This is a genomic window from Rathayibacter sp. AY1A4, assembly GCF_002930955.1.
Lineage (GTDB): Bacteria > Actinomycetota > Actinomycetes > Actinomycetales > Microbacteriaceae > Rathayibacter.
This window is the reverse complement of sequence record NZ_PSTN01000018.1, coordinates 33,944-51,327: the sequence shown is the minus strand read 5'-3', so window position 1 is coordinate 51,327 and position 17,384 is coordinate 33,944. Positions and strand designations below refer to the sequence as shown.

The window sequence follows — 17,384 nt, the reverse complement described above, 5'->3', positions numbered from 1 at the left end:
GGAAGAGGGAGCATCGTGAGCGACGCGCAGAGGGCCGGGACCCCGGCCGCCAAGACGAAGGCAGCCGCAGGCCGGCGCCGGAAGAGCCTGAGCGCCAAGCAGCTCGCGATCCTCGACGCGATCCAGCGCTCGGTGTCGAGCCGCGGCTACCCGCCGAGCATGCGCGAGATCGGCGACGCGGTCGGCCTCGCCTCGCTGTCGAGCGTCACCCACCAGCTCAACCAGCTCGAGCTCAGCGGCTACCTGCGCCGCGACCCGAACCGGCCCCGCGCCCTCGAGATCCTCATCGACGTCCCCAGCTCGACGGAGGACGACGGGTCGTTCGAGTCGACCGCGACGGTCGGCGACGCGGCGATGGTCCCCCTCGTCGGCCGGATCGCGGCGGGCGTGCCGATCATGGCCGACCAGCAGATCGACGAGGTGTTCCCGCTTCCCCGGCAGCTCGTCGGCAAGGGCGAGCTCTTCATGCTCAAGGTCGTCGGCGAGTCGATGATCGACGCCGCGATCTGCGACGGCGACTGGGTCGTGGTCCGCTCGCAGCGCACCGCCGAGAACGGCGAGATCGTGGCGGCCATGCTCGACGGCGAGGCCACCGTCAAGGTGCTGCGCCAGCGCGACGGCCACACCTGGCTGCTGCCCCGCAACTCCAACTTCGAGCCGATCCTCGGCGACGAGGCAGAGGTGCTCGGGAAGATCGTGGCGGTCCTCCGCTCGGTCTGACACCGGGCGTGCAGGAGGGGCCCGACCGGCGTGCAGCCGGTCGGGCCGCTCCTGCATTCGACGGGCACGGGCGATCGGGGCGCGCGCCCCTCCGTCGCGGTCACGGGAAGGCGGAAGAGAGCTGCCGACACGAGATCGCCGAACCCCCCGACCTCCGGAGCGGGTCGATGATGCGGGACGCCGCACCCCCTCCCGGATGCGCCGAGCGCCCGCCGCCCGGACGGGGAGACAGGCGCTCGGGTGGTGGCGATCAGGCCTGGACGGCCGCGCGCGGAACCGCGAACTCGGTGAGCGAGCCCGCCAGGTCGGCGTGCACGAGGGCGACCACGTGGGTGCCGCCCTCGACGTACTGCGTCGACAGGATCCGGCCGCTGCGGTGCAGATGCGAGATCACGTCGCCCCGGTCGTACGGCACGAGCAGGTCGATCTCGACGTCCGGCTCGGGCAGGATCTCGGCGATCCGCGCCTCCAGCTCGTCGATGCCCTCGCCGCTGCGCGCCGACACGAAGACCGCGTCGGGAGCGAGACCGCGCAGCACCAGCCGCGTGCCCTCGTCCACCAGATCGGCCTTGTTGAAGGCGATGATCTCGGGGATGCTGCGGGCGCCCACCTCGCCGATCACGTCGCGCACGGTGGCGATCTGCCCGGCCGGATCGGGGTGGGAGGCGTCCACGACGTGGACGATCACATCGGAGTCCGCGACCTCCTCGAGCGTCGACCGGAAGGCCTCGACGAGCTGGTGCGGAAGCGCTCGCACGAAGCCGACCGTGTCGGCGAGCGTGTAGAGGCGCCCGTCCTTCGTCTGGGCCTTGCGAACGGTGGCGTCGAGGGTCGCGAAGAGCGAGTTCTCGACGAGGACGCCCGCGTGCGTCATCCGGTTCAGCAGGCTCGACTTGCCGGCGTTCGTGTACCCCGCGATCGCCACCGAGGGGACGGCGTTGCGCTTGCGGTTCGCGCGCTTGGCCTCGCGGGCGGGCTTCATCGCCGTGATCTGCTTGCGCAGGCGCGCCATGCGGGTGTGGATGCGGCGACGATCGAGCTCGATCTTCGTCTCACCCGGACCGCGCGAGCCCATTCCGGCTCCCGCGCCCACCTGGCCGCCGGCCTGGCGGGACATGGACTCGCCCCAGCCGCGCAGTCGCGGGAGCAGGTACTCGAGCTGCGCGAGCTCGACCTGCGCCTTGCCCTCACGGCTCTTCGCGTGCTGGCTGAAGATGTCGAGGATCACCGCGGTGCGGTCGATCACCTTGACCTTCACCACGTCCTCCAGCGCACGCCGCTGGCTCGGTGCGAGCTCGGTGTCGGCGACGACCGTGTCCGCGCCGAGGGCCGCGACGAGCCCCGCGAGCTCCTGGGCCTTGCCCTTGCCGAGGTAGGTGCTCGGATCGGGGTGCGGGCGGCGCTGGAGCAGGCCGTCGAGGACCGTCGCTCCCGCCGTCTCCGCGAGCGCGGCGAGCTCGTGCAACGAGTTCTCCGCGTCCTCCAGCGAATTCTGCGAGTACACGCCGATGAGCACGACGTTCTCCAGGCGCAGCTGGCGGTACTCGACCTCCGTGACGTCCTCGAGCTCGGTCGAGAGGCCGGCGACGCGTCGCAGCGCCTGCCGGTCGTCGCGGTCGAACTGCTCGCCGTCGCTGTTCTCGCCCTCGTGGCCGGCGCTCTGCAGCGCCTGGGCTCCACCCGCGACGAAGCGCGAGTACCCTGCCGAACGCGACTGCGCGTTCGCCAGGACCCTCGAGACGACGTCCACGGCCTCGGTCGTGTCGGTCTCGTTCAGGTCTTCCGTCATCCGGATAACACTAACTCCTCAGGTCTTGATAGGTTCACTTCTCATGGCCGCCGAGCACTACTTCTCGAGTACTCCCGACGGCGACCTCCGGCCCCGCAGGATCCAGGCCCGCCTGGCCGGCCGCGACCTCGAGGTCACGACGGCAGGAGGGGTGTTCAGCCCCGGTCACGTCGATCTCGGCACGCGCGTCCTGCTGGACGCGGTGCCCGACGCCCCCGCTGACGGGGACCTGTTGGATCTCGGCTGCGGCTGGGGCCCGATCGCCCTCGCGCTCGCCCTCGCCTCCCCCGACGCCCGGGTGTGGGCGGTCGACGTCAACCAGCGGGCGCTCGAGCTGGTCCGTCGCAACTGCGAGGAACTCGGCGTCCTCAATGTCAACGCCGTGCTGCCCGAGGATGTTCCCGACGACGTCCGCTTCCGCACGGTGTGGTCGAACCCGCCGATCCGCATCGGCAAGGAGGAGCTGCACCTCCTGCTCGAGCGCTGGCTGCCGCGGCTCGAGGAGGGCGCGGACGCCTGGCTCGTCGTGCAGCGCAACCTCGGCTCAGACTCGCTCCAGACCTGGCTGGGCGCCGCGTTCGCCGGGCGGCTCGACGTGGAGCGCGTCTCCTCGGCGAAGGGCTTCCGCGTGCTCCGGACGACCCGCCTGGCCTGACCGGGTCCTCAGTCGATCCGGATCGTCCCGGTGAAGACGAGGTCGGCCGGGCCGGAGAGCCCAACGTGCTCGCCCTCCTCCGCCGCGAACATCGTCACGCCGAGCGTGCCGCCCGGGACCTCCACGCGCCAGGCCTGCGGAGCGCGGGCTCCCGCCCAGTAGCGCACCGCCAGTGCCGCCGCCGCGGCACCCGTGCCGCAGCTCAGGGTCTCGCCGCTGCCGCGCTCGTGCACGCGCATCCGGATCCGCCCGATCCCGTCGTGGACCAGGGGCTCGCCGGGAACCACGAACTCGACGTTCGCGCCGTCCTCGGGCTCCGGGTCGAGCTGCGGGATGTAGGAGAGGTCGGCGGAGTCGAGCTCCTCGTCGTTGCTGAGGGCGACGACCACGTGCGGATTGCCGAGGTCGATCCCGAGACCGGGGCGCGCGACCTTGAGCTCCTTCGCCCGCACCAGGGGCTCGCCGCCCGCCAGCTCCCAGCGGCCGAGGTCGACCTGGAACCCGGCACCGCTGCGGGTGACGTCGCGGACGCCGGCGCGGGTGCCGATCGGCAGGGTGTCGCCGGGCTCGAGCGCCGCGAGGCCGCCCGCGAGCAGGAACGCGGCGTAGACGCGGATGCCGTTGCCGCACATCTCGGCGATCGAGCCGTCGGCGTTGCGGTAGTCCATGAACCACTCCGCCTCGCTCTCCTCGGCCAGAGCCGCGGCGCCCTCCGGGATCGCGCGGGAGCGGACGGCACGGATGACGCCGTCGGCGCCGACGCCGAAGTGGCGGTCGCAGATCATCGCGATCTGCGCGGGCGAGAGGTCGACCTCACCGTCCGGGTCGCTGAAGAGCACGAAGTCGTTGCCGGTGCCCTGGCCCTTGGTGAAGTGCAGCTCGATCGTCATGGCGCACAGCCTAGCGAGGAGCGGGAGCGGCGGCCTGGGCGGCGGCGTGCGCCCGCGACACCAGGTCCGGCGCGTCGTACGGGAGCCGGTGGGCGCCGGCGTAGCGCCGGAACCAGCTGTTCTGCCGACGTGCGTAGCGGCGCGTGAGCGCCTGCGTCGCCGCGATCGCCTCCTCCTTGCGGAGGACGCCGGCACGCTGGGCGAGCGCCTGGGCGTACCCGATGGCCCGCCCGGCGGTGACGCCGCGCTCAAGGCCGAGGGGGACGAGCCGCTCGACCTCGTCGAGCATCCCGGCCGCCCACATCCGCTCCACCCGCCGGTCGAGGCGCTGCACCAGCTCCTCCCGCGGAGCCTCGAGGAACAGGATCGAGGCGGGGCGCCACGGAACCGGCTCGTCGGACATCAGCGCGCTGTGCGTGCTCCCGCCGGTGAGCTCCGCGATCTCGAGCGCGCGGACGATGCGCCGGGCGTTGTGCGGACCGATCCGCTCGGCCACTCCGGCGTCGATCCGGCGCAACCGCTCGACGAGGGCGCCCAGGCCCTCCCGCTCGGCGGTCTCCTCGAGCCGGCGCCGGACGGCCGGGTCGGTGCCCGCGAACGAGAACTCGAAGACGACGCTGGAGACATACAGACCGGAGCCTCCGACGAGGATCGGCGTCGCCCCGCGCGCCAGCACGCTCTCGATCACGCGCCGCGCCTCGCTCTGGTAGCGGGCGACCGACGCCTCCTCCGTCACGTCGAGGACGTCGAGCAGGTGGTGCGGGACGCCCCGACGCTCGTCGGCGGGCAGCTTCGCGGTGCCGATGTCCATCCCGCGGTAGAGCTGCATCGCGTCGGCGTTCACGATCTCAGCGGCGCCGCCGTCCTGCCGGATCACCTCGGCGAGCTCGAGCGAGAGGTCGGACTTGCCCGTGCCGGTCGCGCCGACGATCGCGATGAGCTCCGGCGCGGTATCGGGGGCTCCGGTCTCAGCGCTCGCCATCGAGGGCGTCGTAGATCGGCGTCGTCAGCGTGCCGGCGTCGCGCACGCGCAGCGACGGCAGGCCCAGCGAGACCCGGGGCGCCCCGCTCGCGCCCGGGGCGGCCGGAACTCCGCAGGACTCGGTCTGCGCCCGGTCCCAGGCGTCGCCCGCGCGGGTGCGGCGGATGCGGAGCGGCGCGCCGTCGGGCGAATCCGCCAGGAGGTAGAAGGGGGCGGCACGGGTGACCCGGACGGAGACCACGTCTCCGGGACGCGGCTGCTCGGAGCCCTCGGGCACGTCGAAGTGCACCAGACGGCTGTCCTCGGCGCGTCCGCTCAGCCGGTGCGTCTCCGTGTCGCGGCGGCCCTCGCCGGTCGCGACGAGGACCTCGACCTCTCGGCCGACGACCGTGCGGTTCTCCTGCTCGCTGATCGCGTCCTGCAGGGCGACGAGCCGCTCGTAACGCTCCTGGACGACCGCCTTGGGGATCTGGTCGGGCAGCGTCGCGGCCGGGGTGCCGGGCCGGATGGAGTACTGGAAGGTGAAGGCGGAGGCGAAGCGGGCCGCCTCGACCACCCGCAGGGTCTCCTGGAAGTCGGCCTCCGTCTCACCGGGGAAGCCCACGATGATGTCGGTGCTGATCGCCGCGTGCGGGATGCGATCGCGCACCCGGTCGAGGATCCCGAGGAACTTCTCGGAGCGGTAGGAGCGGCGCATCGCTTTGAGGACGCGGTCGGAGCCGGACTGGAGCGGCATGTGCAGCTGCGGCATCACCGCCGGCGTCTCGGCCATGGCGTCGATCACGTCGTCGGTGAAGGCCGCGGGATGGGGGCTCGTGAAGCGGATCCGCTCGAGCCCGTCGATGGTGCCCGCCGCGCGGAGCAGCTTCGAGAACGCCTGGCGATCGCCGAACTCGACGCCGTAGGAGTTCACGTTCTGGCCGAGAAGGGTGACCTCGATCGCGCCGTCGTCCACGAGCGCCTGGATCTCGGCGAGCACGTCGCCGGGACGCCGGTCCTTCTCCTTGCCGCGGAGCGAGGGGACGATGCAGAAGGTGCAGGTGTTGTTGCAGCCGACCGAGATCGAGACCCAGCCGCTGTAGGTCGAGTCGCGCTTCGTGGGGAGCGTGGAGGGGAAGACATCGAGCGATTCGAGGATCTCGAGCTGCGCCTCGTCGTTGTGGCGGGCGCGCTCGAGCAGGCTAGGGAGGGCGCCCATGTTGTGCGTGCCGAAGACCACGTCGACCCACGGGGCACGGTCGAGGATGACGTTCTTGTCCTTCTGCGCGAGACAGCCGCCGACCGCGATCTGCATCCCCTCGTGTCGGCGCTTCACCGACGCGAGGTGGCCGAGGTTGCCGTAGAGCTTGTTGTCGGCGTTCTCGCGCACCGCGCAGGTGTTGATCACGACGACGTCGGCCTCGGCTCCATCGGCGGACACGTAGCCCGCCGCCTCGAGCGAACCGCTCAGCCGCTCGGAGTCGTGCACGTTCATCTGGCACCCGAACGTACGGACCTCGTAGGTCCTCGGCCGGGTCTCGGCGACGGGCGGCGGGGCGGTACCGAGCGTGCTCATGGTGTGGGATTCTACGCTCCGGTCGGACCGCTCTCGGCCCGCCGTGTCAGCGGAAGCGGACGCTCGACCCCGGCTTGCGGATCGTCTCGCGGACGACGCGCTGCACGAGTCCGCCGGCGTAGCCGCGGCGCGCGAGGAATCCCGTGAGCCGGCGCTCGGCGACCTCGTCGGAGAGAGAGCGCAGGCTCGGCAGGCGCTTGCGCGCGAGCTCGAGCGCCGTGCGGTACTCGTCGTCGCCGTCCAGCTCGTCGAGCGCTGACGCGATCGCCTCGGGGTCGATCTTCCGCGCGCGCAGCTCCTGCTGGATGGAGGAGCGGCCGAGCTTCTTGCGGTCACGGAGCGAGACGACCAGCTGCTCCGCCATGCGGAGGTCGTCGAGGTAGCCGAAGCGCGTGAAGCGCTCGAGGATCTCGAGGGCGTCCTTCTCGGCGACGCCCTCCGTGTAGAGGCGCGCCTCGACCTCGGCGACCGAGAGGCTCTTGCGGGAGAGCCCCCGTACGATCCGATCCGCGACCTGCTCGGGATCGATCTCCTCCGGGATCTCGATCGCGTCCTCGTCGTCCTCGTCGTCCGCGTTCTCGACGAACGCCGGCGCGCGCCGGGCGACATGAGCCGAGAGCTCGGCGATCCGCTCGGAGGCCGGAGACGCGGCGCCCCCGACGGCGGAGCCTTCCGACTCGCCTGCGGCCGCCCCGGGAGCACTGGTACCCGGCGTTCCGGCTCCGGACGGATCCGGAAGCGACCCGGCCCCGTCTGCGTCCGGCGCCGCCGGAGCCCAGCCCTCGTCGCCCGCCGCACCCCGGTCGACCCAGGGCAGGAAGGCCACGGGGCGGCCCTTCGCCCCCTCCGCGGCCTTCTCCGCCACGGGCTAGGCGCCCTTGCGCACGGGCTGCTTGGTCTCGATCGCGACCGGCGCGGCCTCGACGGCCGCGTTCGGGTCGACGATCACGCCGAGCTTGACCAGGATGCGCTTCTCGATCTCGGCGGCCACATCGGGGTTGTCGATGAGGAACTGGCGCGCCTTCTCCTTGCCCTGACCGAGCTGGTCGCCGTCGTAGGTGTACCAGGCGCCCGACTTGCGGACGATCTCGTGCTCGACGCCGAAGTCGATCAGGCTGCCCTCGCGGGAGATGCCTACGCCGTAGAGGATGTCGAACTCGGCCTGCTTGAAGGGCGGGGCCATCTTGTTCTTCACGACCTTGACGCGCGTGCGGTTGCCGACCGCGTCGGTGCCGTCCTTCAGCGTCTCGATGCGGCGGATGTCGAGGCGGACCGACGCGTAGAACTTGAGCGCCTTGCCGCCCGCCGTGGTCTCGGGGCTTCCGAAGAAGACGCCGATCTTCTCGCGCAGCTGGTTGATGAAGATCATCGTGGTGTTCGTGGTGTTCAGTCCGCCGGTCAGCTTGCGCAGCGCCTGGGACATGAGGCGCGCCTGCAGGCCGACGTGGGAGTCGCCCATCTCGCCCTCGATCTCGGCACGCGGCACGAGGGCCGCGACGGAGTCGATCACGATGAGGTCGATCGAGCCCGAGCGCACGAGCATGTCGGCGATCTCGAGCGCCTGCTCTCCGGTGTCGGGCTGCGACACGAGGAGGGAGTCGATGTCGACGCCGAGCTTCTTGGCGTACTCGGGGTCGAGCGCGTGCTCCGCGTCGATGAAGGCGGCGATGCCGCCGTTGCGCTGCGCGTTCGCGATCGCGTGCAGGGTGAGGGTGGTCTTTCCGGAGGACTCGGGGCCGTAGATCTCGACGATGCGGCCGCGCGGGAGCCCGCCGATCCCGAGCGCGACGTCGAGCGCGATCGAACCGGTCTGGATCACCTCGACGGGAGCGCGGTCGTCGCTGCCGAGGCGCATGACGGCGCCCTTGCCGAACTGGCGGTCGATCTGGGCGAGTGCGGTCTCGAGGGACTTCTCGCGGTCGGAGGAACTGGGCATGGCCGTCTCGCTCTCGTGTTCGTGGTGGTGTCGCCTACAGGCTGTCGCGACATGCCGGTGGCTGTCGGAGTGACAGTGCCGGCCGGCTGCGACAAGGCGGTGAAGCAGGTCCGTTCAGGTGTCTCCGACGGTACGCCCGACCACCGACATCGGGGCCGAGCGAGAGCGACTCCGTGGAGACGGGGCCGATCCTGCTTCTGTGGAGGAGCCTAGACCCGTTCGAACACGGATTCGAGCACGAGCCGTCGGCGTGTCGAACACGGCTTCGGCGACGGGAGCGTCAGCGGTGGCGCTTCCGCGGATCCACGCCGTGCCACCGGGCCTCCGGGACGTCGTTGGCGCGGCAGAGGGCGAGCCAGACCTCGCGCGGCTCCGCTCCGTCCGCGAGGGCGCGCTCGGCGGTGCGGCCCCCGAGCTCGGTCAGCACGAGGTCCGAGACCAGGACACGGGCGTACGCGCCGCCGAACTCGTCGTCCACCAGCTGCCAGAACTCGCTCAAGCGCATGCATCCACGGTAGCCGCTGCCCGGAGGCCGCACTCCCCCGGGAACGCCGAAGGGCGCCCGGCCGGAGCCTGGGCGCCCTTCGCGTGGAACGGGTGCGGTGCGTGGAGGGGACGGGGGCCGACTACTGCGTGACGAGGTCCGCGTCGAAGCCGGCGACCATGTCGGCCGGGATGGTGTCGGGGATGGTGTCGATGCCCTCGATGACGGCGAGACGATCGCCGACCTCGCGCATGATCACCGAGATGGGGGTGTCGAGGGCGTCGGCGACAGAGGCGAGGATCTCCGAGGAGGCCTCCTTCTGACCGCGTTCGACCTCGCTCAGGTAGCCGAGCGCAACGCTCGCCTTGCTCGCCACCTGACGGAGCGTACGACCTTTCTGCAGGCGAAAGTCCCTGAGGACATCGCCGATCTCCTGACGAACTAGAACCACTGGACCCTCCTTCTCCACGTCAACCGCATGTCGTGCACCTGCACCGCGAGCACGAGCGCCGGAGATTCCGGAGCGGGTGATCGGGGGGCTGGGACGAGAGAACCGGATAGCTGTTCACTACCCGGTTCGTATGGTGTCGACTCTAATACCGGATGACTGGACTTTGCGTGTGAGCGACACCAGTTGTAACCGGGCCGCAATGCGGCGCATTCCGATTCCCGGAGGGCCCTCGCTGGGTATCCGCCTCATGCGCCGCGGGCGATCAGCTCCGCGCCGAGGGCGAGGGCCGCGTCGACCGAGGCGGCGCGGATCGCGGCGCGGTCGCCGTCGAACCGGTGCTCACGGACGAGCTCGTCCTCGCCGAGGACGGCCGCCACGAAGACGGTGCCGACGGCCGCGTCCCCCTGCGGATCCGGACCGGCGACCCCCGTGGTCGCCAGGCCGAGCGTCGGACGCCCGTCGGCCGCGAGCCGCGAGGACGCTCCGCGCGCCATCTGCACAGCGACTGCGGGATCGACGGGACCCCGCTCGCCGAGGACGCGCGCGTCGACCCCGAGGAGCCGGTCCTTGAGGTCGGTGGCATAGCTCACCACTCCCCCGCGGTACACGGCGGAGGCGCCGGGCACCTCCACGAGGGCGGAGCTGAGCGCGCCGCCGGTGAGGGACTCCGCGACGGCGAGGTCGACACCCCGCCGCCGGAGCTCGGCGATCAGCTGCGCGGCCGTCACCGCGTCGACCGGGCGGCCCGGCTCTGGCGGGCGGCGTCGGCGAGGTAGTCGATCCCGGTGGCGACCGTGAGCACCACCGCGGCCGTCATCGTGATGCCGTTCAGCCAGTGGACCCACTCGCCGAGGACGGCCCAGAGCGGCAGCAGAGCGAGGGAGATCGCGATCGACTGCACGATCGTCTTGAGCTTGCCGCCCCGCGACGCCGGGATCACCCGGTCCGAGAGCACGGCCATCCGGAAGACGGTGATGCCGATCTCGCGCACCAGGATGACGATCGTCACCCACCACGGCAGCTCCGCGAGGATCGAGAGCCCGACGAGCGCCGCACCGGTCAGCACCTTGTCGGCGATCGGATCCAGGAGCTTGCCGAGATCGGTCACGAGGCCCCGGCTCCGGGCGATGTGCCCGTCGATGCCGTCCGTGGCGATCGCGACGATGAAGAGGAGCGCCGCGGCGATCCGGATCCCGCCGTCCTGCCCCCCGTCGGCCAGCAGGAGCCAGAAGAAGACGGGCGCCAGCAGGATCCGGAGGACCGTGATCGCGTTCGGCAGGTTCCAGTTGCCCGACGCGGCCGGAGCCGGTGCGGTGGGGTGGGTCATCGTGTTCCGCCGTTCCTCGCAGTGCGGGCGACCGGGACGGTCACTCGCGTCCCGTCAGCGTCCAGGCGTCCTCGCCGGACCCCTCGTCGTCGTCGTGGTAGTCGGTGGCGGCGGGCCCCGTCGGCTCGGCCAGCGGATCCGCGTACGGATCCGGGGCGACCGAGGACGGCGCGGCCGGCCCCTCGCCCGGGTCCTCGCCGCGCATCCGCGCGAGGACGCCCGGCAGCTGCTCGGCGGTGACCAGCACGTCGCGGGCCTTCGACCCCTCGGAGGGGCCGACGACCTCGCGCGACTCGAGCAGGTCCATCAGTCGGCCGGCCTTGGCGAAGCCGACGCGGAGCTTGCGCTGCAGCATCGAGGTCGAGCCGAACTGCGTGCTGACGACGAGCTCGGCCGCCGCGACCAGCAGCTCGAGGTCGTCCCCGATGTCGGAGTCGATCTCCTTGCGCTGCGCCTGCACGGTGATGTCCTGGCGGTACTCGGGCTGCGCCTGACGGGTGACGTGCTCGACGACCTTCGCGATCTCGTCCTCGCGGACCCAGGCGCCCTGGACGCGCATCGGCTTGTTGGTCCCCATGGGGAGGAAGAGGCCGTCGCCCTGCCCGATGAGCTTGTCGGCTCCCGGCTGGTCGAGGATGACCCGCGAGTCGGTCACGCTGGTCACCGCGAAGGCGAGGCGGCTGGGCACGTTCGCCTTGATGAGGCCGGTCACCACGTCGACGCTCGGCCGCTGCGTGGCCAGCACGAGGTGGATGCCCGAGGCGCGCGCGAGCTGGGTGATGCGCACGATCGAGTCCTCGACGTCGCGCGGGGCGACCATCATCAGGTCGGCGAGCTCGTCGACCACCACGAGGAGGTACGGGTACGGCTTGAGGACGCGGCTACTGCCCGCGGGGAGCTTGATCTCGTCGGCGCGGACGGCCGCGTTGAAGTCGTCGATGTGGCGGAACCCGAACGACGCCAGGTCGTCGTAGCGCATGTCCATCTCCTTCACGACCCACTGCAGCGCCTCGGCGGCCTTCTTGGGGTTCGTGATGATCGGAGTGATCAGGTGCGGCACTCCGCCGTAGATGGTGAGCTCCACGCGCTTGGGGTCGATCAGGACCATGCGCACGTCCTGCGGGCGCGCGCGCATCAGCAGGCTCGTGATCATCGAGTTGACGAAGCTGGACTTGCCGGAGCCGGTGGAGCCGGCGACCAGGAGGTGCGGCATCTTGGCGAGGTTCGCCACGACGTAGCCGCCCTCGACGTCCTTGCCGACGCCGATGGTCATCGGGTGCGTGGACGTCGTCGAGGCCGGCGAGCGGAGGACGTCGCCCAGGGAGACGATCTCGCGGTCCGTGTTGGGGATCTCGACGCCGATCGCGCTCTTGCCCGGGATCGGGGAGAGGATCCGGACCTCGTTGCTGGCGACGGCGTAGGAGAGGTTCTTGCTGAGCGCGGTGACGCGCTCGACCTTGACGCCGGGGCCGAGCTCGATCTCGTAGCGGGTGACGGTCGGGCCGCGGGAGAAGCCGGTGACCGTCGCGTCCACGTTGAACTGCTGCAGCACCTCGGTGATGGCGCGGACCATCTCGTCGTTGGCCGCCGAGCGCGCCTTGGAGGGCGTGCCCGTCGAGAGGGCGGCCGCCGAGGGGAGGCGGTACGGCGCGTCGTCCTCGAACGAGGAGTCGAAACCGGCGGTCGGGTCCTCCTCGGCGAGGGGCGCGATCGGGCCGGTCTCGATGACGGGCGGGATCGGGACGGCGGGCGCCACGTCGAGGCGGTCGAGCCGGATGACCTCGGTCGCGTCGTCGTCGACCACGCCGGTCGCGCCGCGGGGAGCGCCCGTCTGCTCGAAGCGGGCGAGCGCCGCCTCGGCGGTCTCGGCCTCGGCCAGCACCTCGGTGGCGTAGGAGCGGGTCGGCGGGTGGGCCTCGTCGTCGCGCTCCTCGAGCGCGGTGTCGAGGCCCTTCGCGCGGCCGCGGGCCGGCGCGGCGCCCTCGATGACCTCGGTGAAGGAGTCGATCGGGAGCTCGGTCTGCACGGTCGGCTCGTCCTCGCGCCCGGACTCGGTGCGCCGCCACCAGGGCAGCTCTCCGCCGTCCTGCTGCGCGTCCTCCTCCTGCTCGGCCTCCGCCTTCGCCGCGGCCTTCGCGGCGGCCCGCTCGGCCTTGAGGCGGGCGCGCTCCTCGTCGTCGAGCACGGGGGCGCCGAAGAGGTAGCCGTAGAGCTCCCGCGAGCGCGCGCCGATGCGGTTCGGCGGGGTCTTGGTGATGATGAACAGCGACAGCAGGATCACGAGAGACAGCAGCACGGTCGCGCCGGGGACGGTGGCGATCGCCGCGAGCGGGGCGCCCACCAGCCAGCCGAGGACGCCTCCCGCGGCCGCCATGGACTCGATTCCCTGGCCGGGCTGCGGCAGGCCGAGGTGCGCGTGGCAGATGCCGGCGGAGGCGACGAGCAGCGTGATGACGCCCACGCCGATCCGCCCGTTGTCGTCGACGGACCGGGGGTGCCGGAAGAGCCAGAGGGAGAAGAGGAGAAGGACGACCGGCAGCACGTAGGCGACACGGCCGAAGAAGCCGCCGAAGCTCCACGCGTCGAGCACCAGGGCGACCGGGTCGGTCGCGAGGAACCACTCGACCACCGCGCCCGCGACGGCCAGCAGCAGCAGCAGGAAGGGGACGCCGTCGCGGCGCTCCTCCTTCGCCAGCCGCTCGGGACCGAGGGCGCGGGCGGCGCCGCCCGCGAGGTGGGCCAGCGCCATCCAGAGCCGCACGGCGGGGTTGGTGCGCGGGGCGGACTCGAAGGCCACCGTCTTCGTTTCAGCGGCCGCCTTGCCCGAGCCCCGGCCGGATCGCGGCGCGCCGGAGCGCGGAGTCGCGCTGCCGCGCCCGCGCGAGGTCGTCTTGGTACTGGTCGCCATGAGGCCACCGTACCCGCCGCCCCCGTCAGGGCCGGTGACCCGCGCCGCGACGGCAGGCGCCGATCCGCCGCCGGCCGGGAGGCTCAGGCCTCGATGACGAGCGGCACGATCATGGGCCGGCGGCGGTAGGAGGTGTTGACCCAGCGGCCGACGACGCGACGGACGGCCTGCGAGAGCGCGTGCTGATCGCTCGCCCCGTTCCGCACCGCCTCCTCGAGCGCGGCCGCGATCCGCGGCTTGACCTCGTCGAAGACGCTGTCGTCCTCCGCGAAGCCCTTCGCGTGGATCTCGGGGCCGACGACGATCCGCCCCGTGCCCGCCTCGACCACCACGATGATCGAGATGAAGCCCTCCTCGCCGAGGATCCGCCGGTCCTTGAGGTCGGCGTCGGTGATCTCGCCCACCGACGATCCGTCGACGTAGACGAACCCCAGGTCGAGCCGTCCGACGACGGTCGCCCTGCCGTCGAGCAGGTCGATCACGGTGCCGTCCTCGGCGATGATCGTGTTCTCCTCCGCGATCCCGGTCTCACGCGCGAGCTGCGCGTTCGCGACCAGGTGCCGGTACTCGCCGTGCACCGGCATCACGTTCAGCGGCTTGAGGATGTTGTAGCAGTAGAGGAGCTCGCCGGCCGCGGCGTGCCCGGACACGTGCACCTTCGCGTTGCCCTTGTGCACGACGGTCGCTCCGAGCCGCGTGAGCCCGTTGATGACCCGGTACACCGCGTTCTCGTTGCCGGGGATGAGACTGGAGGCGAGGATCACGGTGTCGCCTTCCCCCGGCTCGATCTGGTGATCGAGGTTGGCCATCCGGCTGAGGACGGCCATCGGCTCGCCCTGCGACCCGGTGGACATGTAGACGATCCTGTCCTCGGGGACGTCGCCCGACTTCTTCATGTCGACCAGGACTCCCGGAGGGACGTGCAGGTAGCCGAGATCCGCGGCGATGCGCATGTTGCGGACCATGGAGCGGCCGAGCAGCGCCACGCGGCGGCCCGTGGCGTGGGCCGCGTCGAGCACCTGCTGCACCCGGTGCACGTGGCTGGAGAAGCTCGCGACGATGACGCGGCGGGTCGCCCTGGCCATGACGCTCTCGATGACCGGGCCGATGTCGCGCTCGCTCGGCGTGAAGCCGGGGACGTCGGCGTTGGTGGAGTCGACCATGAACAGGTCGACTCCCTCCTCGCCGAGGCGGGCGAAGGCGCGCAGGTCGGTGATCCGGCCGTCGAGCGGCAGCTGGTCCATCTTGAAGTCGCCGGTGTGCAGCACCGAGCCCGCGTCGGTGACGATCGACACGGCCAGCGCGTCCGGGATCGAGTGGTTCACGGCGACGAACTCGAGCTCGAAGGGCCCGAGGTTCTCGACGTCGCCCTCCTTCACCGTGAGCGTGTACGGCGTGATCCGGTGCTCCTTGAGCTTCGCCTCGACGAGGGCGAGCGTGAGGGTGGAGCCGATCAGCGGGATGTCGCGCTTCAGGCGGAGCAGGTAGGGGACGGCGCCGATGTGGTCCTCGTGGCCGTGGGTGAGGACCACTCCGACGATGTCGTCGAGCCTGTCCCGGATGGGCGTGAAGTCCGGGAGGATCAGGTCGACGCCCGGCTGGTCCTCCTCCGGGAAGAGCACGCCGCAGTCGACGACCAGGAGCCTGCCGTCGATCTCGAAGACGGTCATGTTGCGGCCGATCTCGCCGAGGCCGCCGAGGGGGATGATCCGGAGCGTTCCCGGAGCGAGCGGGGCGGGGATGATCACGGGACCGGGCATGCGCCCTCCTTCTCCAGCGGTGCTTTCTCGGGACGTGCCGCTCGGGCTCAGCGGGTGGTGCCGGCGACCTTCGGGAGGGCGCCGCCGGCCGCGGCGTTGCGGTCGGGCCGGAAGTTGCGGAAGTCGACGCCCGGGATGTCGCGGACCAGGCCGAGCTCGTCCTCGATGAGCGCCGCCTCCGACTCCTCCGGGCCGACCAGGGGCAGCCGCACGCGCGGCGAGGAGATGCGGCCGAGGCCGTGCAGGATGTACTTCGCGGCGACGGTCCCGGGGACGTGCGTCATCACGGCGCGCACGAGCGGCTCGAGCTGCTGGTGCGCGCGGGTGGCCGCGTGGAGGTCGCCCGCGTTCACGGCGTCGACGATCGTGCGGTACGGCGCGGCGGCGATGTTCGCGGTGACGCCGATGAGCCCCGTGGCGCCGATGGCGAGCTCGGGGAGCACGTTCGCGTCGTCGCCGCAGAAGTACATCAGGTCGGTCTGGTTGAGCACGCGGCTGACCTCGGAGAGATCGCCCTTCGCGTCCTTCACGGCCAGGATGTTCGGGTGCTTGGCCGCCCGCAGGATCGTCTCGTAGCGGATCGGCACGCCGGTGCGGCCGGGGATGTCGTAGAGGATCACCGGCAGGTCCGTCGCATCCGCGATCATCCGGAAGTGGGTGAGCACGCCCGCCTGCGTGGGCTTGTTGTAGTACGGGGTGACGATCATGTTGCCGTCGGCGCCGGCCTTCTCGCTCTGACGGGCGAGCTGCATGGCGTGGGCGGTCTCGTTCGAGCCGCCTCCCGTGATGATCTTGGCGCGGCCCCCGGCGACCGAGCGGCCGACCTCGACGAGGCGGATCTTCTCCGGGTCGGTCAGGGTGCTGGTCTCGCCCGTGGTCCCGGTGACCACGATGCCGTCCGCGCCCGCTGCGATGCAGTCGTCGATGTGCTTCTCGACACCGGGCCAGTCGACCTCGCCGTCGGCGGTGAACGGGGTGACCAGGGCGACCAGGACCTGGCCGAAGGGATTCTCCGGAGTTGACACGCTGCCAGGGTAGCGGGTCGCCGCCGCGCCGCCGGGAGGAGGTTCCCACAGCCGCCCGCGCGGACGGCAGCAGGCGGATCGGGCGGGACGGCCCGCTCGTCCTCGCCGGGCGGCGGGCTACGGAGCGACGCGGCCGTTCGCCGTGAAGGCGGCGGCCGTGAGGGGCATCAGCTCCTGGAAGTGCGTCTCCATCTGCTCGGCCGCCATCTCGATCTCGCGCTGCGGGAAGGAGGGGAATGTCGAGTCCTCGCGCTTGGTGCGCAGGGAGAGGAAGTTCATCAGCGAGCGGGCGTTGAGCGTGACGTACATCGACGAGTAGATGTTCAGCGGGAGGACGATCCGGGCGACCTCGCGGGCGACGCCCTCGCCGAGCATCCGCCGGTACGACTCGTAGGCCTGCGTGCTGACGCGGCGCGTCTCCTCGGCGACGAGCTCGGCCTGCTCGGGGGTGCCCGGCTCGAAGGAGTAGGCGCCGGGCTTGCCGACCTGCACGAGGTTGCGGCGGGGGCCGGGCACGTAGAAGACCGGACGGAGCTCGCGGTAGCGGCCCGACTCCTCGTTGTAGGAGGCGATGCGGTGCCGCATGAACTCGCGGAAGACGAAGATCGGCGCCTGCACGTAGAAGGTCATCGAGTTGTGCTCGAACGGCGAGCCGTGGCGGTCGCGCATGAGGTAGTTGATCAGGCCGCGGTCGCGCTTGCGCTGCAGCTCGGCGTCGGACTCCTCGCCGTCGAGCGCCTCGGCGAGCGTCTTCTCGCCCTGGGTCGAGACGCGGGCCGCGAACAGCACGTCGGAGTCGTGGGCGCTCGCGCGGACCAGCTCGACGACGACGTCGCTGCGGAAGACGGGACTGCTCGGGTCTGCGCTGAGGCTGCTCTGTTCGGTCACGGATCGAACCTAGA

16 protein-coding genes are annotated in these 17,384 nt (G+C 71.5%); 2 read left to right on the top strand and 14 right to left on the bottom strand.

All coding sequences use genetic code 11. From position 1 onward, the window contains the following. Positions 1 to 15: 15 nt before the first annotated feature. Positions 16 to 720 carry a transcriptional repressor LexA gene (gene lexA, locus C5B92_RS11710; protein WP_104224482.1) on the top strand — a complete coding sequence of 235 codons (705 nt, stop codon included), beginning with the start codon at positions 16 to 18 and terminating at the stop codon, positions 718 to 720. A gap of 250 nt (positions 721 to 970) precedes the next feature. Here lexA and hflX read toward each other — a convergent pair whose 3' ends face one another. Beyond that, positions 971 to 2,509: a GTPase HflX gene (gene hflX, locus C5B92_RS11705; RefSeq protein WP_104224481.1), complete on the bottom strand. Its 1,539-nt coding sequence runs from the start codon at positions 2,507 to 2,509 to the stop codon at positions 971 to 973. 43 nt (positions 2,510 to 2,552) lie between these two features. Between hflX and C5B92_RS11700 the strand changes: the two genes are divergently transcribed. Then, positions 2,553 to 3,164 carry a class I SAM-dependent methyltransferase gene (locus C5B92_RS11700; protein WP_104224480.1) on the top strand — a complete coding sequence of 204 codons (612 nt, stop codon included), beginning with the start codon at positions 2,553 to 2,555 and terminating at the stop codon, positions 3,162 to 3,164. An 8-nt stretch (positions 3,165 to 3,172) separates the two neighbouring features. Here C5B92_RS11700 and dapF read toward each other — a convergent pair whose 3' ends face one another. The 13 genes from dapF to thyX form a co-directional block, all read right to left on the bottom strand. Continuing rightward, entirely contained in the window at positions 3,173 to 4,054 is an 882-nt protein-coding gene (dapF, locus tag C5B92_RS11695) for a diaminopimelate epimerase (RefSeq protein WP_104226308.1), read from the bottom strand. A 10-nt stretch (positions 4,055 to 4,064) separates the two neighbouring features. After that, the gene (gene miaA, locus C5B92_RS11690; RefSeq protein ID WP_104255571.1) at positions 4,065 to 5,036 is read right to left on the bottom strand and encodes a tRNA (adenosine(37)-N6)-dimethylallyltransferase MiaA; all 972 of its coding nucleotides are present in this window, start codon (positions 5,034 to 5,036) and stop codon (positions 4,065 to 4,067) included. Beyond that, positions 5,023 to 6,591: a tRNA (N6-isopentenyl adenosine(37)-C2)-methylthiotransferase MiaB gene (miaB, locus tag C5B92_RS11685; RefSeq protein WP_104255570.1), complete on the bottom strand. Its 1,569-nt coding sequence runs from the start codon at positions 6,589 to 6,591 to the stop codon at positions 5,023 to 5,025. Before miaB ends, miaA begins: the two co-directional genes overlap by 14 nt. A 46-nt stretch (positions 6,592 to 6,637) precedes the next feature. Continuing rightward, a complete protein-coding gene (locus tag C5B92_RS11680; protein ID WP_104255569.1) occupies positions 6,638 to 7,456 on the bottom strand; it encodes a regulatory protein RecX in 819 nt (272 codons plus the stop codon). Between the two features lie 3 nt (positions 7,457 to 7,459). Next, positions 7,460 to 8,527 carry a recombinase RecA gene (gene recA, locus C5B92_RS11675; protein WP_104224475.1) on the bottom strand — a complete coding sequence of 356 codons (1,068 nt, stop codon included), beginning with the start codon at positions 8,525 to 8,527 and terminating at the stop codon, positions 7,460 to 7,462. Between the two features lie 280 nt (positions 8,528 to 8,807). After that, positions 8,808 to 9,032, bottom strand: coding sequence for a DUF3046 domain-containing protein (locus C5B92_RS11670; protein WP_104350420.1), 225 nt, complete (start codon positions 9,030 to 9,032; stop codon positions 8,808 to 8,810). Between the two features lie 121 nt (positions 9,033 to 9,153). Next, positions 9,154 to 9,462, bottom strand: a complete 309-nt coding sequence (locus C5B92_RS11665) for a helix-turn-helix domain-containing protein (protein ID WP_068207524.1) — start codon at positions 9,460 to 9,462, stop codon at positions 9,154 to 9,156. A 245-nt stretch (positions 9,463 to 9,707) separates the two neighbouring features. Beyond that, positions 9,708 to 10,190 (bottom strand): CinA family protein, encoded by a 483-nt coding sequence (locus tag C5B92_RS11660; RefSeq protein WP_104255568.1) that lies wholly within the window; start codon positions 10,188 to 10,190, stop codon positions 9,708 to 9,710. Then, entirely contained in the window at positions 10,187 to 10,789 is a 603-nt protein-coding gene (pgsA, locus tag C5B92_RS11655) for a CDP-diacylglycerol--glycerol-3-phosphate 3-phosphatidyltransferase (RefSeq protein ID WP_104233268.1), read from the bottom strand. Before pgsA ends, C5B92_RS11660 begins: the two co-directional genes overlap by 4 nt. 40 nt (positions 10,790 to 10,829) lie before the next feature. After that, the gene (locus tag C5B92_RS11650; RefSeq protein WP_104255567.1) at positions 10,830 to 13,697 is read right to left on the bottom strand and encodes a DNA translocase FtsK; all 2,868 of its coding nucleotides are present in this window, start codon (positions 13,695 to 13,697) and stop codon (positions 10,830 to 10,832) included. Between the two features lie 83 nt (positions 13,698 to 13,780). After that, positions 13,781 to 15,457 carry a ribonuclease J gene (locus C5B92_RS11645; RefSeq protein WP_104224470.1) on the bottom strand — a complete coding sequence of 559 codons (1,677 nt, stop codon included), beginning with the start codon at positions 15,455 to 15,457 and terminating at the stop codon, positions 13,781 to 13,783. 47 nt (positions 15,458 to 15,504) lie between these two features. Beyond that, entirely contained in the window at positions 15,505 to 16,482 is a 978-nt protein-coding gene (dapA, locus tag C5B92_RS11640; protein ID WP_104224469.1) for a 4-hydroxy-tetrahydrodipicolinate synthase, read from the bottom strand. 117 nt (positions 16,483 to 16,599) lie between these two features. Next, on the bottom strand, positions 16,600 to 17,370 hold the full coding sequence (gene thyX / locus C5B92_RS11635) for an FAD-dependent thymidylate synthase (RefSeq protein WP_104224468.1): 771 nt from the start codon (positions 17,368 to 17,370) through the stop codon (positions 16,600 to 16,602). Between the last annotated feature and the right edge of the window lie 14 nt (positions 17,371 to 17,384).